The 26,429-nt window shown below is 63.2% G+C and carries 28 protein-coding genes; 15 read left to right on the top strand and 13 right to left on the bottom strand.

Annotation, left to right across the window (positions count from 1 at the left end):
• Nucleotides 1-8: 8 nt before the first annotated feature.
• Nucleotides 9-413: a cupin domain-containing protein gene (locus A6B35_RS23265; RefSeq protein WP_006204163.1), complete on the bottom strand. Its 405-nt coding sequence runs from the start codon at nt 411-413 to the stop codon at nt 9-11.
• 116 nt (nt 414-529) lie between these two features.
• Between A6B35_RS23265 and A6B35_RS23260 the strand changes: the two genes are divergently transcribed.
• From A6B35_RS23260 to A6B35_RS23245, 4 genes are read left to right on the top strand one after another with little or no spacing between them, the layout of a single operon-like run.
• Entirely contained in the window at nt 530-1,321 is a 792-nt protein-coding gene (locus A6B35_RS23260) for an ABC transporter ATP-binding protein (protein WP_006204164.1), read from the top strand.
• A gap of 26 nt (nt 1,322-1,347) precedes the next feature.
• A complete protein-coding gene (locus A6B35_RS23255) occupies nt 1,348-2,226 on the top strand; it encodes an ABC transporter permease (protein ID WP_006204165.1) in 879 nt (292 codons plus the stop codon).
• Entirely contained in the window at nt 2,223-3,377 is a 1,155-nt protein-coding gene (locus A6B35_RS23250) for an ABC transporter permease (protein WP_006204166.1), read from the top strand. Before A6B35_RS23255 ends, A6B35_RS23250 begins: the two co-directional genes overlap by 4 nt.
• 41 nt (nt 3,378-3,418) lie before the next feature.
• Nucleotides 3,419-4,390 carry an ABC transporter substrate-binding protein gene (locus tag A6B35_RS23245; protein WP_006204167.1) on the top strand — a complete coding sequence of 324 codons (972 nt, stop codon included), beginning with the start codon at nt 3,419-3,421 and terminating at the stop codon, nt 4,388-4,390.
• Between the two features lie 51 nt (nt 4,391-4,441).
• Here the strand turns inward: A6B35_RS23245 and A6B35_RS23240 are convergent, their stop codons facing one another.
• Nucleotides 4,442-4,900 carry an Lrp/AsnC family transcriptional regulator gene (locus tag A6B35_RS23240; RefSeq protein WP_006204168.1) on the bottom strand — a complete coding sequence of 153 codons (459 nt, stop codon included), beginning with the start codon at nt 4,898-4,900 and terminating at the stop codon, nt 4,442-4,444.
• Between the two features lie 121 nt (nt 4,901-5,021).
• On the opposite strand from A6B35_RS23240, the gene A6B35_RS23235 reads away from it, so the two are divergent.
• Nucleotides 5,022-6,305: a cystathionine gamma-synthase family protein gene (locus A6B35_RS23235; RefSeq protein WP_006204169.1), complete on the top strand. Its 1,284-nt coding sequence runs from the start codon at nt 5,022-5,024 to the stop codon at nt 6,303-6,305.
• A gap of 151 nt (nt 6,306-6,456) precedes the next feature.
• On the top strand, nt 6,457-6,909 hold the full coding sequence (locus tag A6B35_RS23230) for a CHRD domain-containing protein (RefSeq protein ID WP_006204170.1): 453 nt from the start codon (nt 6,457-6,459) through the stop codon (nt 6,907-6,909).
• Nucleotides 6,910-6,945: 36 nt separating this feature from the next.
• Here the strand turns inward: A6B35_RS23230 and A6B35_RS23225 are convergent, their stop codons facing one another.
• From A6B35_RS23225 to A6B35_RS23215, 3 genes are all read right to left on the bottom strand, one after another.
• Nucleotides 6,946-8,595, bottom strand: coding sequence for a thiamine pyrophosphate-binding protein (locus A6B35_RS23225; protein WP_006204171.1), 1,650 nt, complete (start codon nt 8,593-8,595; stop codon nt 6,946-6,948).
• Entirely contained in the window at nt 8,592-9,767 is a 1,176-nt protein-coding gene (locus tag A6B35_RS23220) for a CaiB/BaiF CoA transferase family protein (RefSeq protein WP_006204172.1), read from the bottom strand. The genes A6B35_RS23225 and A6B35_RS23220 overlap by 4 nt, the downstream gene beginning before the upstream one ends.
• A gap of 80 nt (nt 9,768-9,847) precedes the next feature.
• Entirely contained in the window at nt 9,848-10,780 is a 933-nt protein-coding gene (locus tag A6B35_RS23215) for an alpha/beta fold hydrolase (RefSeq protein ID WP_006204173.1), read from the bottom strand.
• Nucleotides 10,781-10,965: 185 nt separating this feature from the next.
• Here A6B35_RS23215 and A6B35_RS23210 point away from each other — a divergent pair, with 185 nt between their 5' ends.
• Nucleotides 10,966-11,976, top strand: coding sequence for a ribonuclease T2 family protein (locus A6B35_RS23210; protein ID WP_006204174.1), 1,011 nt, complete (start codon nt 10,966-10,968; stop codon nt 11,974-11,976).
• Nucleotides 11,977-12,018: 42 nt separating this feature from the next.
• On the opposite strand, the gene A6B35_RS37215 is transcribed toward A6B35_RS23210, so the two are convergent.
• Nucleotides 12,019-13,299: a GGDEF domain-containing protein gene (locus A6B35_RS37215; protein ID WP_006204175.1), complete on the bottom strand. Its 1,281-nt coding sequence runs from the start codon at nt 13,297-13,299 to the stop codon at nt 12,019-12,021.
• Nucleotides 13,293-13,526, bottom strand: coding sequence for a hypothetical protein (locus A6B35_RS36275; protein ID WP_006204176.1), 234 nt, complete (start codon nt 13,524-13,526; stop codon nt 13,293-13,295). Before A6B35_RS36275 ends, A6B35_RS37215 begins: the two co-directional genes overlap by 7 nt.
• 40 nt (nt 13,527-13,566) lie before the next feature.
• On the opposite strand from A6B35_RS36275, the gene ettA reads away from it, so the two are divergent.
• The 3 genes from ettA to A6B35_RS23185 all read left to right on the top strand — a co-directional run bounded on the left by ettA (nt 13,567) and on the right by A6B35_RS23185 (nt 17,297).
• Complete coding sequence (gene ettA, locus A6B35_RS23195; RefSeq protein ID WP_006204177.1) at nt 13,567-15,216, top strand: energy-dependent translational throttle protein EttA; 1,650 nt, start codon at nt 13,567-13,569, stop codon at nt 15,214-15,216.
• A 46-nt stretch (nt 15,217-15,262) separates the two neighbouring features.
• Nucleotides 15,263-16,030, top strand: coding sequence for a trans-aconitate 2-methyltransferase (tam, locus tag A6B35_RS23190; RefSeq protein ID WP_006204178.1), 768 nt, complete (start codon nt 15,263-15,265; stop codon nt 16,028-16,030).
• Nucleotides 16,031-16,175: 145 nt separating this feature from the next.
• Nucleotides 16,176-17,297: a beta-ketoacyl-ACP synthase III gene (locus A6B35_RS23185; RefSeq protein ID WP_006204179.1), complete on the top strand. Its 1,122-nt coding sequence runs from the start codon at nt 16,176-16,178 to the stop codon at nt 17,295-17,297.
• A gap of 1 nt (nt 17,298) precedes the next feature.
• Here the strand turns inward: A6B35_RS23185 and A6B35_RS36700 are convergent, their stop codons facing one another.
• Nucleotides 17,299-17,523 (bottom strand): methyltransferase family protein, encoded by a 225-nt coding sequence (locus tag A6B35_RS36700; protein ID WP_244425993.1) that lies wholly within the window; start codon nt 17,521-17,523, stop codon nt 17,299-17,301.
• A gap of 553 nt (nt 17,524-18,076) precedes the next feature.
• On the opposite strand from A6B35_RS36700, the gene A6B35_RS23175 reads away from it, so the two are divergent.
• Nucleotides 18,077-18,694, top strand: coding sequence for an MOSC domain-containing protein (locus tag A6B35_RS23175; protein ID WP_006204180.1), 618 nt, complete (start codon nt 18,077-18,079; stop codon nt 18,692-18,694).
• Here A6B35_RS23175 and A6B35_RS23170 read toward each other — a convergent pair.
• Complete coding sequence (locus A6B35_RS23170) at nt 18,691-19,623, bottom strand: D-amino acid aminotransferase (RefSeq protein WP_244425989.1); 933 nt, start codon at nt 19,621-19,623, stop codon at nt 18,691-18,693. The two genes, A6B35_RS23175 and A6B35_RS23170, sit on opposite strands and share 4 nt — an antisense overlap.
• A 180-nt stretch (nt 19,624-19,803) precedes the next feature.
• Between A6B35_RS23170 and A6B35_RS23165 the strand changes: the two genes are divergently transcribed.
• Nucleotides 19,804-20,316: a hypothetical protein gene (locus A6B35_RS23165; RefSeq protein ID WP_040583358.1), complete on the top strand. Its 513-nt coding sequence runs from the start codon at nt 19,804-19,806 to the stop codon at nt 20,314-20,316.
• Between the two features lie 12 nt (nt 20,317-20,328).
• Here A6B35_RS23165 and A6B35_RS23160 read toward each other — a convergent pair whose 3' ends face one another.
• Together A6B35_RS23160 and tsaA are read right to left on the bottom strand one after the other, a co-directional pair.
• Nucleotides 20,329-20,643, bottom strand: a complete 315-nt coding sequence (locus A6B35_RS23160) for a DUF2293 domain-containing protein (RefSeq protein ID WP_006204183.1) — start codon at nt 20,641-20,643, stop codon at nt 20,329-20,331.
• Entirely contained in the window at nt 20,640-21,146 is a 507-nt protein-coding gene (tsaA, locus tag A6B35_RS23155) for a tRNA (N6-threonylcarbamoyladenosine(37)-N6)-methyltransferase TrmO (protein WP_050900796.1), read from the bottom strand. Before tsaA ends, A6B35_RS23160 begins: the two co-directional genes overlap by 4 nt.
• A gap of 146 nt (nt 21,147-21,292) precedes the next feature.
• On the opposite strand from tsaA, the gene A6B35_RS23150 reads away from it, so the two are divergent.
• Both A6B35_RS23150 and metF read left to right on the top strand, forming a co-directional pair.
• Nucleotides 21,293-22,315, top strand: a complete 1,023-nt coding sequence (locus A6B35_RS23150; protein ID WP_006204185.1) for an ArsR/SmtB family transcription factor — start codon at nt 21,293-21,295, stop codon at nt 22,313-22,315.
• The gene (gene metF, locus A6B35_RS23145) at nt 22,315-23,232 is read left to right on the top strand and encodes a methylenetetrahydrofolate reductase [NAD(P)H] (protein ID WP_006204186.1); all 918 of its coding nucleotides are present in this window, start codon (nt 22,315-22,317) and stop codon (nt 23,230-23,232) included. Before A6B35_RS23150 ends, metF begins: the two co-directional genes overlap by 1 nt.
• Nucleotides 23,233-23,618: 386 nt before the next feature.
• Here the strand turns inward: metF and A6B35_RS23140 are convergent, their stop codons facing one another.
• Entirely contained in the window at nt 23,619-24,536 is a 918-nt protein-coding gene (locus A6B35_RS23140; RefSeq protein ID WP_006204187.1) for a DMT family transporter, read from the bottom strand.
• Between the two features lie 251 nt (nt 24,537-24,787).
• On the opposite strand from A6B35_RS23140, the gene A6B35_RS23135 reads away from it, so the two are divergent.
• A complete protein-coding gene (locus A6B35_RS23135) occupies nt 24,788-26,008 on the top strand; it encodes an alanine racemase (protein ID WP_006204188.1) in 1,221 nt (406 codons plus the stop codon).
• Nucleotides 26,009-26,023: 15 nt separating this feature from the next.
• On the opposite strand, the gene A6B35_RS23130 is transcribed toward A6B35_RS23135, so the two are convergent.
• On the bottom strand, nt 26,024-26,407 hold the full coding sequence (locus A6B35_RS23130) for a hypothetical protein (RefSeq protein WP_006204189.1): 384 nt from the start codon (nt 26,405-26,407) through the stop codon (nt 26,024-26,026).
• Between the last annotated feature and the right edge of the window lie 22 nt (nt 26,408-26,429).

Below are 26,429 nucleotides of genomic sequence, written 5' to 3'. Positions count from 1 at the left end.
CGTTGGGGTCAGGCGACCAGCGCATCCAGTTCCGGCAACAGGACGACGCTTTCCTGTTCGTTGGGGTCGGTGCGGGCGATGACCGCCGAAGCCGGACTGCCGCTCAGATTGGCCGGCAAATGCGGGACGCCGGCGGGGATGTAGAAGAGGTCGCCGGCCTTGACCAGGATTTGCTGCTCGAGCTTGTCGCCGTACCAGGTGTGGACTTCGCCGGAGAGCACGTAGATCGCCGTTTCATGGCTTTCATGCAGATGCGCCTTGGCGCGGGCGCCGGGCGGCATGGTGAGAAGATGCATGCAGATGCCGGAGGAGCCGACGGTCTCGGCGGCGATGCCGGCGAAGTAGCTCAGCCCCTGCTTGCCTTCATAAGAGCTTTCCGGGCGGATAAGATGACAAGTGGGTTTAGGCGACATCGGGGAAACTCCGGGCGTCGATCTGATGGGACAGGACGAGTGGAAAACAACGCAATCACAAAATCAACCGAATTCCAGCCAGCGCAGCAGCGATGCGGCGAGGCAGGTTGCAGCCGATGACGGGGACTTCGCCAGCCGTCGTTTCGGCAAGCAAACTCGGCCTCACCTTCCAGACCAATGACGGTCCGGTGCAGGCCCTGACGGATGTCGACCTCACAATTGGCAAGGGCGAGTTCATCTCCTTTATCGGTCCGTCCGGTTGCGGAAAGACGACTCTGCTGCGTGTCATCGCCGATCTGGAGAAACCGACCTCGGGAATGATCTCGGTCAACGGCATGTCGCCGGAGGAGGCGCGTGAGAAGCGCGCCTACGGCTATGTCTTCCAGGCTGCGGCACTCTTTCCATGGCGCACCATCGAGCGCAATGTCGCGCTGCCTCTGGAAATCATAGGCCTCTCAAAGGCCGAACAGGCGGAGCGCATCAAGCGCACGTTGGAACTCGTCAACCTTTCCGGCTTCGAGAAGAAATATCCCTGGCAGCTTTCCGGCGGCATGCAGCAGCGTGCCTCGATCGCGCGCGCGCTGGCCTTCGACGCCGACCTGCTTTTGATGGACGAGCCGTTCGGTGCGCTGGACGAGATCGTGCGCGACCATTTGAACAAGCAGCTTCTGGAACTCTGGGATTCGACCAACAAGACGATCTGCTTCGTCACCCATTCGATCCCCGAGGCGGTCTATCTCTCGACGCGCATCGTTGTCATGTCGCCGCGACCCGGCCGGGTCACCGACGTCATCGAATCGACCTTGCCGAGGAAGCGGCCGCTTCACATACGCGAGACGCCGGAATTCCTGGCGATCGCGGCGCGCGTGCGCGATGGCCTCAGGGCAGGGCACAGCTATGAAGATTGAGGCGATGCCAACCGCGCGGGGAGCCCATGGATAGCTTTCGCGAGAAGATCGTTCCGGTGACCACAATTCTCGCCGGCTTGGTGGTGGTCTGGTATGTCTTTGCCGTCATCCTCAACGCGCCGTTCCAGCGCGACCTCGACCGCCGTGCCGACGAGACGCCGGGCACCGTCGAATTCATCGGCAAGACGCTGTCACAGCCGAAGCCGACATTGCCGGCGCCGCATCAGGTGGCGGTGAATTTCTTCGAGAACACCTTCCTGCGGTCCGTCACTTCGAACCGCAGCCTCGTCTACAATGCCTGGGTGACGCTGTCCTCGACGCTGCTGGGTTTCGCCTTCGGCACCGCGCTCGGCATCATCATCGCCGTCGGCATCGTCCATGTAGCTTCACTCGATCGCAGCCTTATGCCGTGGATCATAGCCTCGCAGACCATTCCGATCCTGGCGGTGGCGCCGATGATCATCGTGGTGCTGGCGGCGGTCGGCATCACCGGCCTGATCCCCAAGGCGCTGATCTCAACCTATCTGTCGTTCTTCCCGGTTGCCGTCGGAATGGTGAAAGGCCTGCGCTCGCCTGAACTTACGCATCTCGACCTCATGCACACCTACTATGCCAGCCGCTCGCAGATCTTCTGGAAGCTCAGAGTGCCGGCATCCGTACCGTTCCTGTTCACCTCGATGAAAGTCGCGGTCGCGGCGAGCCTTGTCGGCGCCATCGTCGGCGAGCTGCCGACGGGCGCGGTCGCCGGCATCGGCGCCAAGCTCTTGTCCGGCGCCTATTACAGCCAATCCATCGACATCTGGTCGGCGCTGGTGGCAGGCTCCATCGTGGCGGCGCTGCTGGTCATGGTGGTTGGCATCGCCGGGCGCCTGGTCGACCGCGCCATGGGCGGGAGGCCGGCATGACCTGGCTGAAGCCCTCCTGGCAGGCAGTGCTGGTAGTTCTGCTTTGCCTGATCGCGTTTGCGCTGGGCGCAATGTCGAAGCCGGAAGCAGCGGCGTTGGCGCAACCCGAAGCATCCTTCGACTACCCCTACCTTGTGACGAAGGGGCTGATGTTTGGCCTGCTTGTGATCGCAGCTTTAGTCTCGATGACCAAGCTACCAACCATCGTTGAAGCTCTTGTTCTGTTCGTTGGCGCGCATCTCGCAGCCTGGCTATTGATCACGGGAATAAACGGGTTCGAAGGCACGGCACTGGCGCCGTATTTCCTGCTCCTCGCCGCTGCGTGGCTTCTGGGATGGCGTTGCGTGGCGGTGCTGTCTTCCCTGCGCCCCGTCGCGAATTGGGCCAGGACCGCCCTTCGCCTGATCATCCCGGCGATCTTCGGCGCCTGGATCCTGATCCTCTGGGAAGCGATCACGCGCGGCGCCGGCATTCCCTTCATCCTGTTGCCGCCGCCGAGCGCGATCGGCGTCCGCATCGCCAATTCGCTGCCGATACTCGGCGCCGATGTGCAGCAGACTATCTTCAAAGCGGTGATCTTCGGCTATGTCGTCGGCAGTGGCGCCGGCTTTCTCGCGGCCATCGCCGCCGACCGTGTGCTTTTCCTGCGGCGCGGCCTCTTGCCGATCGGCAACATGGTTTCTGCGCTGCCGATCATCGGGGTCGCGCCGATCATGGTGATGTGGTTTGGCTTCGGCTGGGAGTCCAAGGCGGCGGTCGTCATCATCATGACCTTCTTCCCGATGCTGGTGAACACGGTGGCCGGGCTCACCGCCTCCAGTCATATGGAGCGCGACCTGATGCGCACCTATGCGTCGGGCTACTGGCAGACACTGTTCAAGCTGCGGCTGCCGGCGGCCGCACCCTTCATCTTCAACGCGCTGAAGATCAATTCGACGCTGGCGCTGATCGGCGCCATCGTCGCCGAGTTCTTCGGCACGCCTGTCGTCGGCATGGGATTCCGCATTTCGACCGAGGTCGGGCGGATGAACATCGACATGGTCTGGGCCGAAATCGCAGTTGCAGCACTTGCGGGTTCGGTCTTTTATGGCGTGGTCGCTCTTTTCGAGAGAGCCGTCACGTTTTGGCATCCCTCTGTCCGTGGTGGATAGGGGCGGTGGGTTTAAGGGCACTAACTTCAGAGGGTAGAAACATGAAAAGACTGATTATTCCCGTTCTGGCCGGCGCGATGTCGCTGGCCGCTTTCCAGGCGATGGCCGCCGACAAGGTGACGCTGCAGCTGAAATGGGTCACGCAGGCGCAGTTCGCCGGCTACTATGTCGCCAAGGCCAAGGGCTTCTATGAGGCGGAAGGCCTCGACGTCGATATCAAGCCGGGCGGCCCCGATATCGCGCCTGAGCAGGTTATCGCCGGCGGCGGCGCCGACGTCATCGTCGACTGGATGGGCGGCGCACTGGCCGCGCGCGAAAAGGGCGTGCCGCTGGTCAACATCGCCCAGCCGTTCAAGAAGGCCGGGATGGAGCTGGTCTGCCCGAAGGACGGCCCGATCAAGACCGAGGCCGACTTCAAGGGCCACACGCTGGGCGTCTGGTTCTTCGGCAACGAGTATCCGTTCTACGCCTGGATGAACAAGCTCGGACTGAAGACCGAAGGCGGTCCGGATGGTGTCACCGTGCTGAAGCAGAGCTTTGACGTGCAGCCACTGATCCAGAAGCAGGCGGATTGCATTTCGGTCATGACCTACAACGAGTACTGGCAGCTGATCGACGCCGGCTACAAGCCGGACCAGCTGACCGTGTTCAACTACTCGGCCATGGGCAACGACCTGCTCGAGGACGGGCTCTATGCCTCCGAGGACAAGCTCAAGGATCCGGCCTTCGAAGACAAGATGGTGCGGTTCGTGCGTGCTTCGATGAAGGGCTGGAAATACGCCGTCGACAATTCCGACGAGGCGGCCGGCATCGTCATGGACAATGGCGGTCAGGACGAAAACCACCAGAAGCGGATGATGGGCGAGGTTGCCAAGCTGATCGACAATGCCGACGGCAAGCTCGATCCGGCGACCTATGAGCGCACCGCCAAGGCACTGCTTGACCAGAAGATCATCACCAAGGAGCCCAGCGGCGCCTACACGACCGCGATCACCGACAAGGCGATCAAGTAGGCCTGCCTAAGCAAGGATACTGATCTTTAAAGCGGCGCCTCTGGTCAAGTGTCAGAGGCGCCGTTCCTTTATGGTGTTCATGACGAAGCTGGTCTCGATCGAGGCGACGCATTTCAGCCGTGCAATCTTTTCCTTGATGAAACGTTCGTACTGGTCGAGGCCACCTGTCACCACCTTCAGCACATAATCGCGCGAACCGGTCACGAGGTGGCATTCCAGCACCTCTTCCCAGCCGCGGATCGCGTCCTCGAACATGACGATCTCGTCCTCGTTCTGGCGGCTGAGCCGGACGGTGGCGATGGCAACCATGGTCCAGCCGAAGGCGGCCGGATCGACCAGCGTGGTGTAGCCTCTGATGACGCCGGTTTCCTCCAGGCGCCTCACACGCCGCAGGCAAGGCGACGGCGACAGACCGATCCGCTCGGCAAGCTCGTTGTTGGTGATGCGAGCGTCGGTCTGCAACTCACGCAGGATCTTGCGGTCGAAATCGTCGGCTATCTTCTGCTGCACTCTGCGTCTCCTGAGGCAATTTCTTGCGAGAGTGCAGCCATACCAGTCCAAAAATAGCAAGGACTGCACGATCGGGATGGCATAAATTGCCGCGAGACACTCCTCAAAAGGCAGAAAAACAATGACCGCGCCGCGCCCGTCGAAAACCCATATCGGCAACCACAAGCTCCACCCGGAGACGCTGATGCTGAGCTACGGCTTCGATCCGCAGCTTTCGGAGGGTGCCGTCAAGCCACCGGTGTTCCTCACCTCGACCTTCGTGTTCAAATCGGCGGAAGAGGGGCGCGACTTCTTCGACTACACCTCCGGCCGCAAGGAGCCGCCGAGCGGCACGGCTTCCGGTCTGGTCTATTCGCGTTTCAATCACCCCAACAGCGAGATCGTCGAGGACCGCCTTGCGGTCTATGAGGGGACGGAGGCGTGCATCCTGTTCTCGTCCGGCATGTCGGCGATCGCGACGACGCTGCTGGCCTATGCTCGTCCGGGCGACGTCATCCTGCATTCGCAGCCGCTCTATGGCGGCACCGAGACGCTTCTGACGCGCACGCTTGCCGGCTTCGGCATCGGCGCTGTCGGTTTTGCGGACGGTGTCGACGAAACGGCGGTGCGGGCCGCTGCCGACGCAGCGGTCGCGAAGGGCCGTGTCTCGGTCATCCTGATCGAAACGCCATCGAATCCGACCAACAGCCTGGTCGATATCGCGCTGATGCGGAGGATCGCCGACGAGATCGGCGCGGGCCAAGGGTCGGCGCCGATCATCGTGTGCGACAACACGCTGCTCGGCCCGGTGTTCCAGCGGCCGATCGAACATGGCGCCGATGTTTCCGTCTATTCGCTGACCAAGTATGTCGGCGGCCATTCCGACCTGATCGCGGGTGCCGCTATGGGCGGCAAGGCGGTTACCAAGCCGATCAAGGCGCTGCGCGGCGCGATCGGCACGCAGCTCGACCCACATTCCTGCTGGATGCTCGGCCGCTCGCTGGAGACGCTGTCGATCCGCATGGAGCGGGCCAACGACAATGCGCGCCTGGTCGCCGAATTCCTGCGCGACCATGCCAAGGTCGAGAAGGTGCATTATCTGCCGTTCCTGGGCGAGGACACGCCTGCAGGCCGCGCCTATCGGGTGCAATGCAGCGGCGCCGGCTCGACATTCTCCTTCGATATCAGAGGCGGCCAGAAGGCGGCTTTCGCCTTTCTGAACGGCCTGCAGATCTTCAAGCTGGCGGTAAGCCTCGGCGGAACGGAATCGCTGGCCAGCCATCCGGCGGCCATGACCCATTCGGGCATTCCCTTCGACGTGCGCCAGCGCATCGGCGTGCTTGAGACCACGGTCAGGCTGTCCATCGGTGTCGAACACCCCGATGACCTGATCGCCGACCTGACGCAGGCGCTGGCGGCCGTCTGATTCTTGCCTTCACGAAGACTCAAAAAGGGGCGGGCGACCGCCCCTTTTTGCTGCGACGTCACATCGGCGTTACCTCGGGAAACATTCGCTCGCCAATCCGTTATGCCGGTGCATCCAGTTCAAGGATGATACTGCCCAACGGAGATTTTTCATGCGCATCCAGTCCCTCGCGCCGACATTGTCGGCGCTCGCCGTTTCGACGGCTTTCCTGTTCGCATCGCCAGCCATGGCCGAGACGGTGAAGATGAAAGCGACGCTCGACGGTGGTCAGCAGAACCCGGCGGTGACCACGAGGGGCAAGGGCACGGCGACGCTGACGTTCGACACGACCAGCAAGAAGCTCAGTTGGAACGTGAAATATTCCGGTCTCAGCGGCGCGGCGACGGCGGCGCACATCCATGGTCCTGCCGCCATGGGCGAGAACGCAGGCGTGGCAATTCCGTTCAAGGGCAAGCTAAAGAGCCCGATCAAGGGGTCGGCCGTCCTGACCGACGCCCAGGCTGCTGATCTGATGGCCGGCAAGGACTACATCAACGTCCACACCGCCGCCAACAAGGACGGCGAGATCCGCGGGCAGATCGAAAAAGCGGCGGCGGCGATGTAGTTCTGTCGGCAGGCGGGCGACCGCCCCGTTTGCTGCTTAGGCCTTGTCGCGGATCTGGGTCATCGTGCGGGTCGGTGTGATCGCCTCGGGATCGAGCCTGATCTCGACGATCGCCGGCTTGCCGCTGGCGCGGGCGCGCTCGAAGGCCAGGGCGAAATCGGCGGTCTTCTCGACCGTCTCGCCATGGCCGCCATAGGCGCGGGCGAGAGCGGCGAAGTCCGGATTCTTCAGATCGGTGGCGACAACGCGGCCCGGGTATTCGCGTTCCTGATGCATGCGGATGGTGCCGTAGATGCCGTTGTTGACGACGACCACGACGATCGGCAGGTCGTATTGCACTGCGGTGGCGAATTCCTGTCCGTTCATCAGGAAGCAGCCGTCGCCGGCAAAGGCGATCACGGTGCGGTCCGGATAAAGTTCCTTGGCGGCGACCGCTGCAGGGGTGCCGTAGCCCATCGAGCCGGAGGTCGGAGCCGCCTGCGTGGCAAAGCGGCGGAAACGGTGGAAGCGGTGCACCCAGGTGGCGTAGTTGCCGGCGCCATTGGTGAGGATGGCGTCGTCTGGCAGGACCTTTTCCAGATAATTCATGATCGGCCCCATCTGGACCGAGCCGGGGCCGCTTTCCGGCGGCGTCGACCAATCGAGATAGGCGGCATGCAGCTTCGGCGTCTCGTCTGCCCATGCCGGCGTGGCAGTGGGCTTGCGTTTGGCGAAGGCCTCGACGAAGGCCGAAGGCGAGGCGTTGATCGCAAGCGCCGGCCGGTAGACGCGACCAAGCTCGCCGGCATCGGCGTGGACATGGACCAGCGTCTGGTCGGGGTAGGGGCTTTTCAGCAGCGTGTAGTCGGAGGAGGGCATTTCGCCCATGCGGCCGCCGATCAGAAGTACGAGGTCGGCCTGCTTGATCGCCGTCGCCAGCTTCGGGTTGATGCCGATACCGACGTCACCGGCATAGTTGGGGTGCAGATGGTCGAACAGCATCTGGCGGCGGAAGGAGCAGCCGACCGGCAGCGACCAGGCTTCGGCGATTGCTCGCATCCGCGCCACCGCCTCGGCATCCCAGCGCGTGCCGCCAAGGATGACGAAGGGGCGCTTGGCGTTACCAAGAAGTTTCTCCAGCGCGTCGAGCTCGGCTTCACCGGGGCGGGTTTCAACTGGTGTGTGCGGCAAGGCCGCGGGCGCCTCTACAAGGCTGGTCAGCATGTCCTCTGGCAGCGAGATGACGACCGGGCCGGGTCGGCCGGAGGTCGCCACGGCAAAGGCGCGGGTGACGAATTCGGGAATGCGCGCGGCGTCGTCGATCTCGACTACCCATTTGGCGATATCGCCGAAGAAGCGCTTGTAGTCGACTTCCTGGAAAGCCTCGCGCTCCTTGGCGTGGCTGGCGACCTGGCCGATGAACAGGATGACGGGAACTGAATCCTGCATGGCAATGTGGATACCGGCCGACGCATTGGTGGCGCCGGGGCCGCGGGTGACGAAGCAAATGCCGGGTTTGCCGGTCAGGCGGCCGTGGCAGTCGGCCATCATCGCGGCGCCGCCTTCCTGGCGGCAGACGATGGTGCGGATCGGCGAATCGTGCAGGGCGTCGAGCACCGCCAGATAGGATTCGCCCGGCACGCAATAGATGCGATCGGTGCCGTTGGCTTCGAGCGCGTCGACGATCAGTTGTCCGCCTGTCTTCATTGTCCCGACTTCTCCAGTTCGGCAAGGATCTCTTCGGTGTGTTCGCCTAGGCGCGGCGAGGGGCGCTCATAGACCAGCGGCGTACCGGACATGACCATCGGCGCCCGCACCGAGGGCAGAAGATTGCCATGACCATCGTCCAGGTCGAGGCGCATGCCGCGTGCGATGGTCTGCGGATCGTCAAACATCTGGCCGATGGTGTTGATCGGGCTGGCCGGCACGCTTGCGGCTTCCAGCTTCGCCAGCAGCGGATCGCGGTCGATATCCTTCAGCACCTCGATCATGCGCTCGCGCAGTTTCGCCCGATTGGCGACGCGGGCGGGGTTGGTGGCGAAATCGGGATTGGCAGGCAAATCGTCGAGGCCGACGGCGGCACAGAATTTTTGGAACTGGCCGTCATTGCCGACCGCCAGGATGATGTGGCCATCCCTGACCGGCACAACCTCGTAGGGCGCGATGTTCATATGCGCGTTGCCCATCTGCACCGGCGATTTGCCGGACACCAGATAGTTGAGGTTCTGGTTGCCGAGCGCCGAGATCTGGCTGTCGAACAGCGCCATGTCGATATGCTGGCCTTCGCCGGTTTTTTCGGCATGGCGAAGCGCTGCCTGGATGGCGATCACCGAATAAAGTCCGGTGAAGAGATCCGAGATGGCAACGCCGGCCTTCTGCGGCTCGCGGCCGGCCTCGCCGGTGATCGACATCATGCCGGCCATGGCCTGGATGATGAAGTCGTAGCCGGCGCGCGGCGCGTAAGGTCCGTCCTGGCCGAAGCCGGTGATCGAGCAGTAGACGAGGCGAGGATTGATCTTCTTCAGGCTGTCATAGTCGAGCCCGTATTTCCTGAGGCCGCCAAGCTTGAAGTTTTCGATCATCACGTCCGCGGTCGCGACCAGCCGGCGCACGGTCTCGGCGCCTTCGGGCGTGGAGAAGTCGACGGCGATGGAGCGTTTGCCGCGATTGCAGGAATGGTAGTAGGCGGCCGACAGATTCTCGCCGTCATGGCTCATGACGAAGGGCGGCCCCCATTTGCGGGTGTCGTCGCCACCTTCCGGGCTCTCGACCTTGATGACATCGGCGCCGAGATCGGCCAGCAATTGCCCGGCCCACGGCCCGGCAAGGATGCGGGCGAGTTCGATTACGCGGATGCCTTTCAGGGGAGGCTCAGTCATGGATCACCAGAATTGGTCGGAACCGCAGCCTCTATCAACCCCTATCGCCGCTGTCACGAGCCTTGCGCTGGGCCAAGCCTTCATCGCTTCAGGACAGTTTCGGCCCATGCCGCGAAGTCATTCATGACGATGTCCCGATTTATCTCGTTCAGGCTTTCGTGGCGGGTCCCGGTGTAAACCTTTGAAACCAGATTCGAAAAACCCATCGCGCGCATGCGTTTCGCGAGGTGGCCGACCGCCTTGCCGTAGTCGGATGCAGGATCTTTCTCGCCGCCGACCAGGTTTACAAAGAGGTCGCGGCGCACGCCGGCAAAGCTCGAGTCCTTGCCGCCGTGCTGCGTCATGTTGACCAAGTCGCGCCACATCGACACCGACGCGTCCCAGCCGCACAGTGGGTCGGCGATGTATTTCGCCACCTCGGCTTCGTCGCGCGACAGCCAGTCGAACGGTGTCTTGTGATTGGGCACCGCCTTGCCCCAGGCCTGGAAGGTCAGCCTCGGCAACAGGCGCGACGGCACGTCGGAACCGAGCCGGAACCGCTCCCAGGCCAGGATGGCGAGCGCCAGCTGGCCGAGCAGGCCTTGCGAGAAATTGCCGTTCCAGATCGCGGCGGCATGGATACGGGCTGAGTGCGCCAGGACAAAATTGAGCGCCACCGAGGCGCCCATCGAATGGCCAAAGACGATGACCGGCAGGCCGGGTTGCTCTGTGGCGATGAGGTCGTGGATGGCGTTGACATCGGCGACGACCTTGGCAACGCCATCCCTGTCCGCGAACCGGCCCAGCGGGGCATCGGGCGCCCTGGTGGCGCCGTGGCCGCGATGGTCGTGGGCGTAGACGTGAAAACCGCGCTCGCTGAGGAAATCGGCGAAGCGGGCGTAGCGCGCGGCGTGCTCGGCCAGCCCATGGTTGATCTGGATGACGGCGCGCGGATGGCCGCCAGCGTGCTTCACATAAAGGTTGAGCTCCGCGCCGGTCGGCGATTTGACCATGCGCTGTTGGCTGAACGGCATTGTCTCTTGGTCCCCCCGCGCTTGCGCGCTCACAAGAGTTTTGTTTGCGCCGGCGCCGGTTTTGCGTCAATCCGGCACGACGATTCCGAGTTGTGAATGTTTCTGATCTTGTGGCGCGCTATCGCAATTCTGACACGGAGACCAATGCAGTGTGTGGCGCAGTATCTTCCAGCCGGGGCAAGGGTATGCGGACAGTTTTTGCTTTCGTTTTGGCGCTCTTGGTCGCCTCGGTGGCCGGTGCGGCGCGAGCCGACGTGAAGATGAGCGGCGCCTTCGTGTCCGACGCCGCCTGTCCGGCGACGCAAGCAATCAAGAGCGGCAAGAACCCCGGCAATGTCTCGACCGAGGCCGGGCAAAGCTACCAGCTGCTTGCCGGCAACAAGGATACCCCGACGCATTATCTCATCCTGGTGCCGGGCGCCGACCCGGAACGCCGCTGGGTGAAGATCAGCTGCGGCCACGTCACCGGCGGCAGTGCCGCCACCGCGCCCGCACCGGCCGATCAGACCAAGCCGCCGGCGCCGGCCTCGGGAAAGCCTGAATATGTCTTCGCGCTGAGCTGGCAGCCGGCCTTCTGCGAAACCAAGTCCAACAAGACCGAATGCCAGGCGCAGGCGCCGGCCGGGTTCGAAGCGACGCATTTCACCTTGCATGGCTTGTGGCCGCAGCCGAACGGCAATTTCTATTGTCAGGTGGCGGCCAGCGACAAGGCCAACGACAATCCGGCCCATTGGCGGGATCTGCCGCCGGTCAATCTCGATGCGGATACGCGATCGGAACTCGATCGGGTGATGCCGGGCACCAAGTCCGATCTCGATAGACATGAATGGATCAAGCATGGCACCTGCTACGGCAAGAGCCAGCAGGAGTATTTTACCGATGCGTTGAACCTGATGCGCGCGGTGAATGCCTCGCCGGTGCGCGAGCTCTTCACCAAGAATGTCGGCAAGCAGGTGACGTCAGACCAGATCCGCAAAGCCTTCGACAGCGCCTTCGGCGCCGGAGCAGGCGAACGGGTCCGGGTGTCCTGCCTGGTCGACCCGTCGAGCGGCAGGCGCCTGATCGGCGAGCTGACGCTCGGCCTGGCGGGCCCGATCGGCGCGACCAGCTCGCTCGGCGATCTGATGCAGGCTTCGGCGCCAACGACCAAGGCCGGCTGCCCGAAAGGCACCGTCGACCCGATCGGGTTCCAGTAAGCGCGCGGGCTTTCGCCGGCGCTGGCGACAGCGACTGATGCGCTACGCCGACCGTGTCCAGGCGTCGAGGCTTTCGACTTGAGCGTCGCCCAGCCCGCCGACGACGCGATCGCGACCGGTCGCTTTCGCCTTGTAGAGACGCTGGTCGGCCAGGGCGAAGACATCGGCAAGGCAGCGGGTCGTCTCGCTCAGGCTGGAGATACCGACGCTGACGGTAAGGTCGAACTTGCTGGTGCCGGCCGAGGCCTTGACGGCATGCCGGATGCTTTCGCCGAGCAGCCTTGCGACAGCATGCGGCTGCGCGCAAAGGATGGCGAATTCCTCGCCGCCGATGCGGAACACCTTGTGTTCGGCGCCGGCGGCCTCGGTCAGCACGGCGGCGATCGACTTCAGCACCTTGTCGCCCTCGGCATGGCCGAAGCGGTCGTTGATCGATTTGAAATGGTCGACATCGACGATCAGCAGGCTGAGCGGCCTGGCGGTTGGCAGACTGGCCGCGATGGCGGCTTCGCCATCGGTTTCGAAGCTGCCGCGATGTAGGAGACCGGTCAGCCCGTCACGGCCGACATGCTTGACCAGGGCTTCGTAGCGCTCGCGATAGGTCAGCGTGTCGAAGATGTCGGACAGGCCGCGCGGCACGGCGATCGGGCGCGCCTCAAACCATTTGAGATAGGCAACCAGCATCACGCTGTAGACAAGGGCGGCGCCCATCTTGGCGAACCAGCCGCCGAAGAAGACCGCGATCGGCGCGCCGGCGACGAAATGCAGCGCGGTGAAGAAACCCGCCTGGTCGAAGGTCAGCACGCAGGCGACGCAGACCAGGATGCGGGCAAAGGGCGCATTGCGCAGATAGCGGCCGAGCTTTTCGTAGAGCAGGATGATCAATATGGCGTCGACGAACAAAAGCGACGTGCCCCACACCATCAGCCAGCCCATCTGGTCGATGAAGCCGATGTCGGGAAGCTTGCCGTCGGGAAGCGGTGAAATCGCATGCAGGCGCAGGATCAGCACCAGGCCGATCATCAGCGCGTTGCCGAGCAGCAGGCCATAGATGGGCTGCCGCACCGTAGCCGCGTCTTCCTTGATGTAGAGCAGAAGCAGCATCACCAGCTTGCCGGAAAACAGCACGGCCGAACCCGGTGAAACCATGCCGAAGGGCAGGGCGACGTAGAAGACGCTGGCGAGATAGGTCTCGAGGAAGTGCATGACGCCGAGCGCGCAGACGAAGACGCCGAGGCCGATGCGATGCCGCAAGCGGAACAGCGTGACCATGACGCCGAAGTAGAGAACCGCCTCGGTAAGGAGCAGGAAACCGTTCAGCAATCCGTCGATCCGATCTCGCTTTGGAAATCGCGACTTTCTGGCGATTTCCATTCGATACCGTTTTGACGCGGAATGATTAACCGGTGCTTTCGTGAGGTGGTGCAACGCACCGAAACGTCGATGCCCGGTGAGTTCGCCGGCTTGGCGAAAGCTTCGGGAACGGTCTGAAGCCACCGAAAGCGATTGCCGTTCGGCCCGGCATCGCCTACATAGCGCGCAACCTCCATTCAATCCGACATTTTCGGTCAATTATCAGGGAAAGCGCGCGTGGCACGCCAGTTCATCTATCACATGGCCGGCCTCAACAAGGCCTACGGCACCAAGAAGGTGCTCGAGAATATCCATCTGTCCTTCTATCCCGACGCCAAGATCGGCATCCTCGGCCCCAACGGCGCCGGCAAGTCGACGATCCTCAAGATCATGGCCGGCATCGACAAGGACTGGAACGGCGAGGCCTGGCTGGCCGAAGGTGCCACCGTCGGCTATCTGGCGCAGGAGCCGGCTCTCGACGCGAAGAAGACCGTGTTCGAGAACGTCATGGAAGGCGTTGCCGCCAAGACCGCCATCATCGAGCGCTACAACGAATTGATGATGAACTATTCCGACGAGACGGCGGACGAGTCCGCCAAGCTCCAGGACGAGATGGACCGGCTGAACCTCTGGGACCTCGAACAGCAGGTCGAGATGGCGATGGAAGCGCTGGGCTGCCCGCCCAAGGATTCCGAAGTCACCAAGCTGTCGGGCGGCGAGCGCCGCCGCGTCGCGCTCTGCCAGCTTCTGCTGCGCCAGCCCGACCTTCTGCTGCTCGACGAACCGACCAACCATCTCGACGCCGAAACCACGGCGTGGCTGGAAAAGCATCTGCGCGCCTATCCGGGCGCCGTAATGATCATCACCCACGACCGTTACTTCCTGGACAATGTCACCGGCTGGATCCTCGAGCTCGATCGCGGCCGCGGCATTCCCTATGAGGGCAACTACACCAAATACCTCGAAGCCAAGGCCAAGCGGCTCAAGCAGGAAGGCCGCGAGGACGACGCCCGCCAGCGCGCCATCGGGCGCGAGCGCGAGTGGATCCAGTCCAGCCCGAAGGCCCGCCAGACCAAGTCCAAGGCGCGTATCAAGGCGTTCGAGGATCTGCTGGTCGCCGCCGACAGCCGTCGCCCGACCGACACGCAGATCGTCATCCCGCATGGCGAGCGCCTCGGCAATGTGGTGATCGAGGTCGCCGACCTGTCGAAGGGCTTTGGCGACACGCTGTTGATCGAGGGCCTGGAGTTCAAGCTGCCGCCGGGCGGCATCGTCGGCGTGATCGGCCCGAACGGCGCCGGCAAGACGACGCTGTTCAAGATGATCACCGGTCAGGAAAAGCCGGACGCCGGCACGATCCGCGTCGGCGAGACGGTCAAGCTCGGCTATGTCGACCAGAGCCGCGACGCGCTCGATCCGTCGAAGACCGTGTGGGAAGAGATTTCGGGCGGCGCCGAAGTGGTCAAGCTCGGCAAATACGAAGCCAATACGCGCGCCTACTGCTCGTCGTTCAACTTCCGCGGCCAGGACCAGCAGCAGAAGGTCGGCAACCTCTCCGGCGGTCAGCGCAACCGCGTGCATCTGGCCAAGATGCTGAAGACCGGCGGCAACGTGCTGCTGCTCGACGAACCGACCAACGACCTCGACACCGAAACGCTGGCTGCGCTCGAAGACGCGCTGGAAAGCTTCGCCGGCTGCGCCGTCATCATCTCCCACGATCGTATGTTCCTCGATCGCTTGGCGACGCACATCCTCGCCTTCGAGGGCGACAGCCATGTCGAATGGTTCGAGGGCAATTTCGAGGATTACGAGCAGGACAAGATCCGTCGCCTCGGACCGGATGCCGTCAACCCGCACCGGATGACGTATAAGAGGCTGACGCGATAGGATATTGTCGGGGCGGCGAATTCTCAAGATGATCTGAGGAGCTGACATGGCTGACTGGTCCGCCGCCCAATATCTGAAATTCGAGGACGAGCGCACGCGGCCCGCGCGCGATCTCGTCCAGCAGGTTCCGGTGGATTTCCCGCGCCGTGTGGTCGACATCGGCTGCGGGCCGGGCAATTCGACCGAGCTTCTGGTCGAGCGCTGGCCGGACGCGCAAGTCAGCGGCTTCGACACTTCGCCCGACATGATCGAGAAGGCGAGGGCGCGGCTGCCCGATGCCACCTTCGAACTGTCGGACGCGGCAACATGGCAACCGGCGCAACCGGTCGACGTGATTTTCGCCAATGCGGTGTTCCAGTGGCTGCCGGAGCATCCGGCCGTCTTCCAGCGGCTGATGGGTTTCCTGGCGCCGGGCGGCGCGCTTGCCATTCAGATGCCGGACAATCTCGGCGAGGACTCGCATCGCCTGATGCGGGAGACGGCCGCCGAGATGCCGTTTGCCGCAAAGATCAAAGGAGCGGCGCGCGGGCAACTGCCGCCGGTTTCGTTCTACTACGATCTTCTGTCGCCGCTCGCGGACCGGCTCGATATCTGGCACACGATCTACAACCATCCGCTGGCCGACGCTGAAGCGATCGTCGAATGGGTGAAGTCGACGGGCTTGAAGCCGTTCCTCGATCCGCTCGACGCGGACGAGAAGACCATGTTCCTCGACCACTACACGGCCAAGATCGCAGAGGCCTATCCGAGGACGGCGAACGGCAAGGTCCTGCTGCGCTTCCCGCGCATCTTCATCGTCGCCAAGCGGGCCTGACCGAGCGTCGGTCAACTCACCGCGATAGCAACAGGAAATGGCGGTTTAAGCTGGCATAAACCGGCTAAATGCGACAAAGGGTTGCACCGGGCCGTCTATGCGCCCACATCAAGCCCGCAACGCCCGCGCATGGGACGGATTGGAAATGCATCGCGTCATCATCAGCGGCATCGGCGTCGAAATCCCTGGACCCAAGATCACCAATGAAGAGTTGGTCGCCAGCTTCAACGCCTGGGTCGACATGGAGAATGCGCGCCGTTCCGTTACGGGCGAGACGCTGCTGCAGAAGTCGGACAGCGCCTTCATCGTCCATGCCTCGGGCGTCCAGACCCGCCATGTGATCGAGCGGGAAGGCATCCTTGATCCGACGCGGATGGCGCCACGCATACCGGCGCGGCCCGACGACGCCCTGTCGCTGCAGGCCGAGTTCGGCGTCGCTTCGGCCAGGAAGGCGCTCGACCATGCCGGGTTGAAGCCGTCCGATATCGACCTGGTGATCTGCTCGGCCTCGCACCACCAGCGGCCCTATCCGGCGATCGCCATCGAAATGCAGCAGGCCCTGGGCACCAGGGGCGCCGGCTTCGATATGGGGCTTGGCTGCTCGTCGGCCGCGGCGGCGCTGCACATCGCGGTCAATCTGGTGCGGGCCGGCGCGCACAAGCGCGTGCTGGTGACGACGCCGGAGATCATCACGGGTCATCTCAACTTCCGCGACCGGCAGACGCATTTCATCTTCGGCGACGCTTCGGTGTCGATGGTGGTCGAGGGGCTCGAGCAGGGCGAGAAGCGGCCGGGGCGTTTCCAGGTGCTCGACACGCGAACCTGGACGCAGATGTCGAACAACATCCGCACCAATCTCGGCTACCATACCCGCACCGCCCAGGACGATCCCTATATGATCAACCTGGAAGGCAATCTGATCAAGCAGGTCGGCAACAAGGTGTTCAAGGAAGTCACCGTCGCCGGCCACAAATTCATCGTCGAATTCCTCGCCGAGCACGGGCAGACGCCGCAAGGCATCCGCCGCTTCTGGCTGCATCAGGCCAATGCGCGCATGAACGCCATGATCCTGAAACTCGCCTTCGGCCACGAGGTCGACCATGATCGCGCGCCGATGGTGCTGGAGCGCCTCGGCAACACCGCCGGCGCCGGCGCCATCATCGCGCTATCCGAGAACCACGCCGACATGAAGCCCGGCGACTACGGCCTGCTCTGCGCCTTCGGCGCGGGATATTCGATCGGCGGCGCGCTGCTGCGCATGCTGTGATCTAGGCGGGCGCGAACGGCACCAGCATTGGAACGCGCGTGGCATAGTCGTCATAGGCCGTTCCGAGTTCTCCACGCAGGAAGGTCTCCTCCATCCTTGCCTTGACGACTACACCGATGGTGAGCAGGGCGGCACCGGCAATGCCCCAGACCGTCCCCTTGGCCGCCATGGTGGCGAAGACGGCCAGCAACAGGCCGGTATAGATCGGGTGGGCGGACCAGTCCATAGGGACCGGTGTCGACCACGTGGTGTCCCGCTTTGGCGGTGATGGTACCCGACCACAGCCGGCCAAGGTGCAGACGCGCCCACCAGGAGAAGATGAGGCCAATTGCGATCAGGGCGACGCAGATCCAGGCCTCGGTGAGGTTCGGCATCCAGAGCCGCAACCGGCCGACATGGCCGTGCGCCGGAACGAACAGCAGGATCACACCGACCATCCACAGGGCGCGATAGCGAAATTCAGCCTGGAAGCCGGCGCGTTTTTGCACGGGATCGGCCCAGAGGGCGGCCGCGAGCCAGGAGACGACCCAGATCTGCCAGAGCGCGGCGATTGCGGCTGCGGGATGCATGATGACGCGTCTCCTCCTGACGCCAGTATCAAGTCGAGGCAGCACGGCGGCAATACGGCGCCCGGCCAGAGGATGCGCGATCGGCGGTAAGAAGATCGTGATCGGTGAAGCATCCCATCAACCGGCTCGATCGGATCATCAGCGCTTTGGACTGGACCCGGTCCATGGCCGCGGGCTAACTGCGGTTCGTCTTGCAGAAGGAATGAAGCCATGGCGGATCTCTTTGCCGAGACCGAAAATCCGGTCGAAATCCTGCCGGCGCGAAAGCTCGCGGCGAAAGTGGCGGCGCTCTACGTCGCGCCGTTCGATCACTTCGAAACGCGGCCGGTGGAGGAATTGCGGCTCGGCTTCGACGGCATCGACGGTGATTTCCATGCCGGCGCCACGCGGCGCTCCGGCGGGCGCGAGCCCTGGTATCCGCGCGGCACCGAGATGCGCAACGAGCGGCAATTGTCGATCGTGGCGGCAGACGAACTCGCCATCGTGGCCGAGCGGATGGGCCTCAATGAGGTCAAGCCGGAATGGATCGGCGCCAATCTGGTGATCGAGGGCGTGCCGCAGCTTTCCATGCTGCCGTCGGGTACGCTCTTGTTCTTCAAGGGCGGCGTCACCATCAAGGTCGATGCGCAGAACGGACCATGCCGCATCGCCGGGCGCTCAGTCGCCGAACATGCCGGGATGGCCGACCACGAGGCCGGCGCACTGGCCTTTCCGAAAGCGGCGAAGCGGCTGCGCGGCCTCGTCGCCTGGGTCGAAAAGCCCGGCACGATTGTTGCCGGCGAGGAGATATCGGTGCGCGTGCCCGAGCAGTGGATCTACCGCGCCTAAGTGTAGGACACCGGGCTCGACCAGGCTGGGTCCTCGTGCCTTTGCCAATAGAGCGCCATCAGCCGGCTGGTGATGGCGCCGACCTTGCCGTCGGCGACCGGAATGCCGTCGATCACCGTCACCGGCATGATGCCGCCGGCGGTCGAGGTGATGAAGACTTCATCGGCTGCCTTCAGCGCTGCGACGCTGACGTCGGCCGCTGTTGCAGACAGCCCCGCCTCGGAGCAGAGATCGAAGACGGTGCGCCGCGTGATGCCTGGCAGGACGCCAATGGCCGGCGTCGACAATTTGCCGTCTTTCACGCAAAAGACGTTGAAGCCCGGACCTTCGGCGACATTGCCGTTGAAATCGAGGATGAGCGCCGTCTCGGCGCCGCGGTCATAGGCGTCGTAGAGGCCGCGCACCAGGTCGAGCCAGTGGTAGTTCTTGATCGACGGGTCGATTGAGGCCGGCGGGATGCGGACCTTGTCGCTGACCGCGACATTGAGGCCACGCCGCAACTGCTCGGCATTGGCGACCGATCCGAAAGGCACGGCGAAGGCCATGAAGCGATTGATCGCCTGGCGCGGGTCGCGGCTGAAGGTCGGCGAAGCGCCGCGCGTGCACAGCATCTCGACATAGGCGGCGCGGTGGCCTGACAGCGCCACGCAATTGTGCAGGATCTCGGCGACGCCGTCGCGGTCGAGCGGGATCGCCATGCGCAGCTTTTGCAAGCCGCCGAAGAAGCGGTCGAGATGCAGGTCGAGCCGGAAAAAACGGCCGTCCCAGACATGCACCGTGTCGTAGGTGGCATCCGAATGCAGAAAGCCCCAATCCAGCACCGAGATTTTTGCCTGGGACATGGGCAGGTATTGGCCATCGAAGAAGGCGACGCCGTCTGGATAGGAATGCGGGTCTACGTGGCGCTCGGAAAGAGGCGGCAGAGGCATGGTCTGCTCCGTTGCAATGTTTCGGCCCATCGCAAACTCTCCTTGTCCAAGGCTCGATCCATGGTCAGGCTAGCGTCGCTCAGCGCGTTACATAGAGCCACCTATGCGCTGCTCTTTGTTCTAGGTGGAATGTTGGTTTTCCCTTACGGTTGCCGGCGGGACTATCAGGCCGGAGGGGAGATGGACAGGCATACGGGGCTTGGAGCACTCATCTTTGCGATGATTGTTTTCGTCGGCAGCAGCGAAGCCTTCGCCCAATGCACGCGCGAGGGCGAGGAACTATGTCAAAGCGGCCAGACATATCGCTGCGAGAAGACCGGCAGCGAGTTGACGCCGATCTTTCAGAACGTCCCTTGCGTGGTCAATGCGCCGTCCTTGACCGGCACCTGGGTCGGCAATGGCCATCAAAGCCCGGCCGGAGCCGCCGGCGCCGACTGGTCGATTGCCATGACCATCAACGATAGCGGCGCGTCGATCGACTATCCGTCGCTCAGTTGCGGCGGATCCCTGACCCAGATTTCCAGGGACGACAGCTCGGCGGAATACCGGGAGAGCATCACCTATGGCCAGGACAAGTGCGTCGATGGCGGCACGATCACCGTCAGGTTTTTCAAGGGAAACCTGTCCTGGGTCTGGGTCGGGCAGGCAGACGGCCAGCCCTACAATGCCGTCGCCGTCCTGACCCGGCAGTAGCGGTTTCTCGCGCTACTCTTCCTCCTCATCGGAGTCGAGCAGGCGCGTGGCGCGCCAGCGGGTCAGCACGATGTTGGTCTGTTCGATGACGAAGAAACGCGCCGAGTCGCGGTCATAGCCTTCGGCAAGCAGCTTTTCGTAATCGGTGTGGACGTGACGGATATGGGCGATGGTCGCCAGCCAGACGGAGATCGACGGCGGCAGATTGTGCAAGTGCGCCCTGCCGGCGTCGGCACGGATTTTTTCGATATCGGCATAGGGCGCCAGTGGCAAAAGCGTGGTCAGCGCCTTGGCGATGGCGCGACGGCGGTTGGTCGGCGCTTTCATGGTTCGTCCCGCCCGGCAATGGTCGCATCGGCAAAGGCGTCGGTGGAGGCGAAATAGGGTTTCAGGTCGATGACCGGCGTGCCGTCGAGCACGTCGATGGCGTCGAGCTCGATGCGGCCGCTGCCGATGTCGAGCCCGACGAGCTTCGCAACATGCAACCCGACCGGGTTCGGCCGAGCAGGCGAGCGCAGCGAGAAAACGCCTTTCGGTTCAGCCGCATGGCGGGGTTTCTGAACAATCAGATTCCGCGGCGCATGATGGAACCAGGACAGGATGATGACGTGGCTGGCGCGTTCCAGGCCGGCCAAGCCGTCGCGATAGGGCGGGTCGACCAGCAGCGTGGCACCGCCGCCTGCCTCCCGCGCGGCCCTCATGTTCTTGGGGCAGGTCTCCCGGCTCGTCCATGGCGAAACGATGCGGCCGATGAAGACGACGTGGCCATCCGGCGGCATATCGGCCGGATCAGTTTCCAGAAGCCTTTCGCCGGCGCGCGTTTCGAACATGGTTTTCGCCTCGTTCATCCGAAAACCGCTTTCCGCCTGTGGATCATGCATGCGTCATTTTCTTGTCCGGAAGCGACATGGGTCTTGCATGGTTGTCAAATTCGACATAAACATATGTTTATATCTTTTTCAAAAGAGAAGCGCTCATGCATGTCTCGCTCGACACAATGGTGGATACTCTGAAGGCGGCGGCCGAATCGAGCCGGCTCCGCATTCTGGCACTCTTGTCGCGTGGCGACCTTACCGTTTCCGATCTTACCGAAATCCTCGGCCAGTCGCAGCCGCGCGTGTCGCGCCACCTCAAGCTGCTTTTGGAGGCCGGGCTGATCGGCCGTTACCAGGAGGGCTCCTGGGCCTTCTTCCGGCTCTCGGATACGGAATCGGCCCGTGATTTCGTGATCAGGCTGATCTCAGGTATCCGCGGCGCCGATCCGCAGGTAGAGCGCGACCTCGAGCGGCTGGCGTCGGTCAAACGCAAGCGCCAGGACCGCGCCGCCGAGTACTTCTCCGAAAACGCCGCGAGCTGGGATCATATCCGTTCGCTGCATGTGCCGGATCGCGCCGTGGAAGCGGCGCTGCTGAAGCTTGTCGGCAAGCGGCCTTTCCAATCGATGCTCGACCTTGGTACCGGCACCGGGCGGCTGCTTGAAATCTTTTCGCCGCTTTACCGGCGCGGCGTCGGCATCGACATGTCGCGCGAGATGCTGACCGTGGCGCGCGCCAATCTCGACAAGGCCGGCGTTTCGAATGCGCAGGTGCGGCAGGGCGATATCTTCGCGCCGCCGGTCGAGCGCGACGCCTTCGACCTCGTCACCATCCATCAGGTGCTGCACTATCTCGACGATCCGGCCCGCGCCATCCGCGAGGCGGCAAGGCTGTTGCGTCCGGCGGGGAGGCTGGTGATTGTCGATTTCGCGCCGCACACGCTGGAATTCCTGCGCGACCGGCATGCGCATGTCCGGCTCGGCTTTTCCGACCGGCAGATCGCCGAGTGGTTCGCCGAGGCAGGGCTCGCGCTCGAGGACAGCCAGGAGTTCGAGCCGCGCGGCGCCAACGAGGCCAGGCTCACGGTCAAGCTGTGGCTCGGCCGCGACCGCCGCATGCTGATCGCCGATCCGTCCAACGACAGCCAACCCACCCAAGCGTACCCGATGGGGGAAATAGCCTGATGAACCAGTTCCGCTTTTCCCGCCGTCCCGATATTGGCGACAAGGTCAGGGTTTCGTTCGAGTTCTTCCCACCGAAGACCGACGAGATGGAGGCCAGGCTGTGGGACACCGTCACCCGGCTGGAACCGCTCAAGCCGAAGTTCGTCTCGGTGACCTACGGAGCCGGCGGCTCGACCCGTGAGCGCACCGCGCGCACGGTCAAGCGCATCCTCAACGAAACGACGCTGACGCCGGCGGCGCACATGACCTGCGTCGATGCGGCCCGCGATCAGGTCGATGCCGTTGTCAGGGAATTCGCCGATATGGGCGTCACCCGCTTCGTCGCCTTGCGCGGCGATCCGGCGGCAGGCGTCGGCACCGCCTACAGGCCGCATCCCGACGGCTACGCCAATGGCGCCGAACTGGTCGGGGCGCTGAAGGGCGCCGGCGATTTCGACATTTCGGTCTCCGCCTATCCGGAAAAGCATCCGGAAAGCCCGGACTTCGCCACCGATTTCGACATGCTGAAGCGCAAGGCAGACAATGGCGCGACGCGGGCGATCACCCAGTTCTTCTTCGACAATGATCTCTACGAGCGCTATGTCGAGCGGGCGCGGCGGGCCGGCATCTACATCCCGATCGTGCCGGGCATTCTGCCGGTGCACAATTTCACCCAGGTCGCCAATTTCTCGGCGCGTTGCGGCGCGCTGGTGCCGGCATGGCTGGCCGAGCGCTTCGACGGGCTGCAGAACGACCCGCAGACGCATGCGCTGGTGGCGTCCGCCGTGGCGGCCGAGCAGGTGCTCGACCTGGTCGAACGCGGCGTCAGCGATTTCCACTTCTACACCATGAACCGGGCCGATCTGGTGTTTGCCATATGCCACATGATCGGCATCCGCTCGCATGAGGCGGAAGCTGCGGGATCGGCCGCAGCCTGAATTTTGTCGCTACGTGAAATGCAAGAGGCCGGGTAAAAACCCGGCCTCTCGAAAATGGTTGACTATCAGCTGCTGTTTTCTTCCGCTCTGGCGGTTACGGAAGAACACCTATGATAAGGGCGCCGATGAATGCGAACGCTGCACAAATCATCAATGCGTTGATTGGCCTCGTCAGTCCCATGTCATAGCCTCCTCTTAAAGAGCTATGGCGAGAGTCTAGGGTCATTTGTGCCACAGGCAAGCGGAAAACGTGCTGCATTGCGACATGATTGTGGGTTTTGCGACCTGGCTTTCGCCGTTAGGCATTGAAACTCTTCGGCAAAAGCCGGCTCAAGGGTTGTGAATAAATTGTGGCGAGCCCGTGGCGGAAAGCGGGCATGACAGCGCTACCGTCTGCCGAACAGGCGTCCATCTATCGTCACCAGCCCGAAGGCGATCAGCGTCATGCCGCCCATTTCGAACAGTTCGAGCCGCTCGCCGAGGAACAGGAAGCCTAGCAGCAAGGCGCTGACCGGTACGATGAGGGTGACCAGCGAGGCGTTGGTGGCGCCGGCCGAGGCGACGAGGTTGAAATAGAGGATGTAGGCGAAGGCGGTGGAAAGCAGCGCCAGCGCCAGCACTGCCGCCCAGACCGGCGGCGAAGCGGAGAACAGGCCGGCGGGACCATAGGCGATGAGCACGACCGGAATCATGATGACGGTCGAGGCCGTCAATTGCCCCGTGGCGACGATCGGCGAGGGCACGCCCTTGAAGCGGCGGGCGATCATCAGCGCGACGGCATAGGACAACGAGGCGCCGATCAGCGCGAACTTCGCCCAGACCGGACCGCCGAGCCCGGCAAGCAGGCCCGGACCGATCATCACCGCCGTGCCGGCGATGCCGAGCGCAATGCCTGCAAGCTTGTTCCAGGACAGCTTTTCGTCTGATGTCAGCGCGTTGGCGAGGATCAGCGTCCAGAACGGCGTCGTCGAGTTGAGGACCGAGGCGAGGCCGGCGCCAAGCTCGGTCTGGCCGGCGAAGATCAGCGAGAAGGGAACGACATTGTTGGCAAGCGCCAGCAGGAAGAAGAGGCCGGCGTGCGGGAAGGCGAGGCGGAAAGAGGGGCCGCGCCAGCCGAGATAAAGCTGGAGTGCTGCAGCCGCAATGGCGACGCGAAACAGCACCAGCACCAGTGGGGCCAATTCCGACACGGCGATGCGGGCAAAGAAGAACGAGCCGCCCCAGATGGCGCCGAGCAGCAGAAGCTGCCCCCAGTCCTTGAGCACCATCGGTCCGCGCGCCGTGGCAGTCGCAGTTGTCGCCATGTGAATGTCCTCCAGTATGCCGAATGCCAAGCCTGTCGCGCATGTGATCAGGTCGGGCATGTGATCAAGTCGGGCATGTGATCAAGCCATATCCGCTCCCGCGGCAAGGGCCACCCGAAACCCTATCGATGGCGTAGTATCGGTCGGAATCCCGGTAGCGCCGTGCCGCCAGAGGTGCGAGACACAGAATTGTTTTCTTTAGCCGCTAGCTTGGATTAATTGTGCGCAGCCAAGGTTCAGGGGATTCGTCCATGCAGCGATTCGAAAATGCCCGCGAGGCAGCGCTGGCGCTTCGCCCGGACGATCCGATCTATTGCTTCCGGCCGGAGGTTTTGAAGACCGACGCCCGACAGTTCATGGGCATGTTCCCCGGCAAGACCGCCTATGCGGTCAAGACCAATGGCGAGCAGATCGTGCTGAAGGCGCTGGTCGAAGCCGGCGTCACCGCCTTCGATGTCGCTTCGCCCGGCGAGTTCGCCGCCGTACGCGCCGTCTCGCCCGATGCCGAGATGCTCTATATGCATCCGATCAAGGCGCAGTCGGACATCAAGCTGGCGCTGGAGAAATACGGCATCCGCGTCATCTCGCTCGATCATGAAGACGAGATCACCAAGCTGACACGAGTGGTGCGGGCACTCGACATCGACCCTGGCGCCATCACTGTGTTCGTGCGCATGCAGACGAAGGGGTCGGCGGCTTACGAACTGTCGAAGAAATTCGGTGCCGGGCCAGCCTATGCGGTGGAACTTGCCGAACGGCTCAACCGCACCGGCTACAAGGTCGGCCTCTGCTTCCATGTCGGCAGCCAGATCGAGGACCCCGACACCTACGAGCGGGCGCTGGCCTCGGCCGACTGGGTGCGCAACCGCGTCTCTTTCGACATTGCCGGGCTCGATGTCGGCGGCGGTTTTCCGGCCGAATACGGCCACGATCCCAACCGCAAACAGATCGAGATGCCGTCGCTCGGCCAAATCATGTCGCGGCTGTCGGGCGACCTGAAGGAGTATCAGTTCGACCAGATCCCGCTGGTGGCGGAGCCCGGCCGGGTGATCGTGGCGCGCTGCCTGTCGCTGATCGTGCGTGTGCTGCTGCGCAAGGGCAAGCGGCTCTACATCAACGACGGCATCTGGGCGTCGCTGTCGGATTCATGGACCGGCAAGATCACGCTGCCGGCGCGCTTCATTCCCGACCCGGCGATCCGCTCGCGCAATGGCGAGGAAAAGAACATCGTGCCGTTCAAGGTGTGCGGCGCGACCTGCGATTCCGTGGACATCCTGTCCAGACCGTTCTGGCTGCCGGAAACGGTCGACACCGGCGACTGGATCGAGATCGGCCATATCGGCGCCTATTCGCTGTCGCTGAGGACCCGCTTCAACGGCTTCTACCCCGACACCTTCGTCGAGGTGACGACGCCGTTCGACGAAGGCGATGCGCCGGAAGGGTTTGCCAGCCTGGAGACGATGGCGGATTAGTCGCAACTAGAGTTGTTACCAGCCGATCATCTTTACAAAATTGTCGAATTTCTCGATCCCGAGCGACGCCGAATAGCGCCGGATGAATTCAGCCGGCTTGAAGGGGTTTGACAGGTAGTTGAATTCCCAATTTGCATCGCTGAAGTGGTAGTCAATTCGCAGGTTATCGCGATTGAATTCGATCGGATTGTTGACGCTGACGACCAGCGTGTGCATCGAGGTGAATGCGTGGAATCTGTTTTCTGCGTAGGCGGACCGGATATGCCGAATGAGTTCGACCATGGGTTGCTGGTCGAACGCATCTTTGGTCAACGAGACGTAGAAAGCCTCGATGCCAGCCCACGGCTGTGGCGGGGTGAGGCTTGGCGTGTAGGTGTTCCTTGGATCGTAGTGGCTCATGCACTGATCCTACAATGCGTCG

The sequence above is a fragment of the Mesorhizobium amorphae CCNWGS0123 genome (assembly GCF_001686985.1).
Lineage (GTDB): Bacteria > Pseudomonadota > Alphaproteobacteria > Rhizobiales > Rhizobiaceae > Mesorhizobium > Mesorhizobium amorphae.
The sequence above is the reverse complement of the archived record's forward strand: the minus strand, read 5'-3'. Positions and strand labels throughout refer to the sequence as shown.

Bases quoted from the DNA above. Each gene is read 5' to 3' on its own strand.
- A6B35_RS23225 (WP_006204171.1), bottom strand. From the start codon at position 8,595: ATGAAGACAGGCGGACAACTGATCGTCGACGCGCTCGAAGCCAACGGC.
- A6B35_RS23150 (WP_006204185.1), top strand. From the start codon at position 21,293: ATGCATGTCTCGCTCGACACAATGGTGGATACTCTGAAGGCGGCGGCC.
- A6B35_RS23170 (WP_244425989.1), bottom strand. From the start codon at position 19,623: ATGCCTCTGCCGCCTCTTTCCGAGCGCCACGTAGACCCGCATTCCTAT.
- metF (WP_006204186.1), top strand. From the start codon at position 22,315: ATGAACCAGTTCCGCTTTTCCCGCCGTCCCGATATTGGCGACAAGGTC.
- A6B35_RS23130 (WP_006204189.1), bottom strand. From the start codon at position 26,407: ATGAGCCACTACGATCCAAGGAACACCTACACGCCAAGCCTCACCCCG.
- A6B35_RS23175 (WP_006204180.1), top strand. From the start codon at position 18,077: ATGGCGGATCTCTTTGCCGAGACCGAAAATCCGGTCGAAATCCTGCCG.
- tsaA (WP_050900796.1), bottom strand. From the start codon at position 21,146: ATGTTCGAAACGCGCGCCGGCGAAAGGCTTCTGGAAACTGATCCGGCC.
- A6B35_RS23235 (WP_006204169.1), top strand. From the start codon at position 5,022: ATGACCGCGCCGCGCCCGTCGAAAACCCATATCGGCAACCACAAGCTC.
- A6B35_RS36275 (WP_006204176.1), bottom strand. From the start codon at position 13,526: ATGGAGGTTGCGCGCTATGTAGGCGATGCCGGGCCGAACGGCAATCGC.
- A6B35_RS23245 (WP_006204167.1), top strand. From the start codon at position 3,419: ATGAAAAGACTGATTATTCCCGTTCTGGCCGGCGCGATGTCGCTGGCC.
- A6B35_RS23220 (WP_006204172.1), bottom strand. From the start codon at position 9,767: ATGACTGAGCCTCCCCTGAAAGGCATCCGCGTAATCGAACTCGCCCGC.
- A6B35_RS23260 (WP_006204164.1), top strand. From the start codon at position 530: ATGACGGGGACTTCGCCAGCCGTCGTTTCGGCAAGCAAACTCGGCCTC.
- tam (WP_006204178.1), top strand. From the start codon at position 15,263: ATGGCTGACTGGTCCGCCGCCCAATATCTGAAATTCGAGGACGAGCGC.
- A6B35_RS23140 (WP_006204187.1), bottom strand. From the start codon at position 24,536: ATGGCGACAACTGCGACTGCCACGGCGCGCGGACCGATGGTGCTCAAG.
- A6B35_RS23255 (WP_006204165.1), top strand. From the start codon at position 1,348: ATGGATAGCTTTCGCGAGAAGATCGTTCCGGTGACCACAATTCTCGCC.
- A6B35_RS23165 (WP_040583358.1), top strand. From the start codon at position 19,804: ATGGACAGGCATACGGGGCTTGGAGCACTCATCTTTGCGATGATTGTT.
- A6B35_RS23210 (WP_006204174.1), top strand. From the start codon at position 10,966: ATGCGGACAGTTTTTGCTTTCGTTTTGGCGCTCTTGGTCGCCTCGGTG.
- A6B35_RS23230 (WP_006204170.1), top strand. From the start codon at position 6,457: ATGCGCATCCAGTCCCTCGCGCCGACATTGTCGGCGCTCGCCGTTTCG.
- A6B35_RS23185 (WP_006204179.1), top strand. From the start codon at position 16,176: ATGCATCGCGTCATCATCAGCGGCATCGGCGTCGAAATCCCTGGACCC.
- A6B35_RS23250 (WP_006204166.1), top strand. From the start codon at position 2,223: ATGACCTGGCTGAAGCCCTCCTGGCAGGCAGTGCTGGTAGTTCTGCTT.
- A6B35_RS36700 (WP_244425993.1), bottom strand. From the start codon at position 17,523: ATGGACTGGTCCGCCCACCCGATCTATACCGGCCTGTTGCTGGCCGTC.
- A6B35_RS23135 (WP_006204188.1), top strand. From the start codon at position 24,788: ATGCAGCGATTCGAAAATGCCCGCGAGGCAGCGCTGGCGCTTCGCCCG.
- A6B35_RS23215 (WP_006204173.1), bottom strand. From the start codon at position 10,780: ATGCCGTTCAGCCAACAGCGCATGGTCAAATCGCCGACCGGCGCGGAG.
- A6B35_RS23265 (WP_006204163.1), bottom strand. From the start codon at position 413: ATGTCGCCTAAACCCACTTGTCATCTTATCCGCCCGGAAAGCTCTTAT.
- A6B35_RS23160 (WP_006204183.1), bottom strand. From the start codon at position 20,643: ATGAAAGCGCCGACCAACCGCCGTCGCGCCATCGCCAAGGCGCTGACC.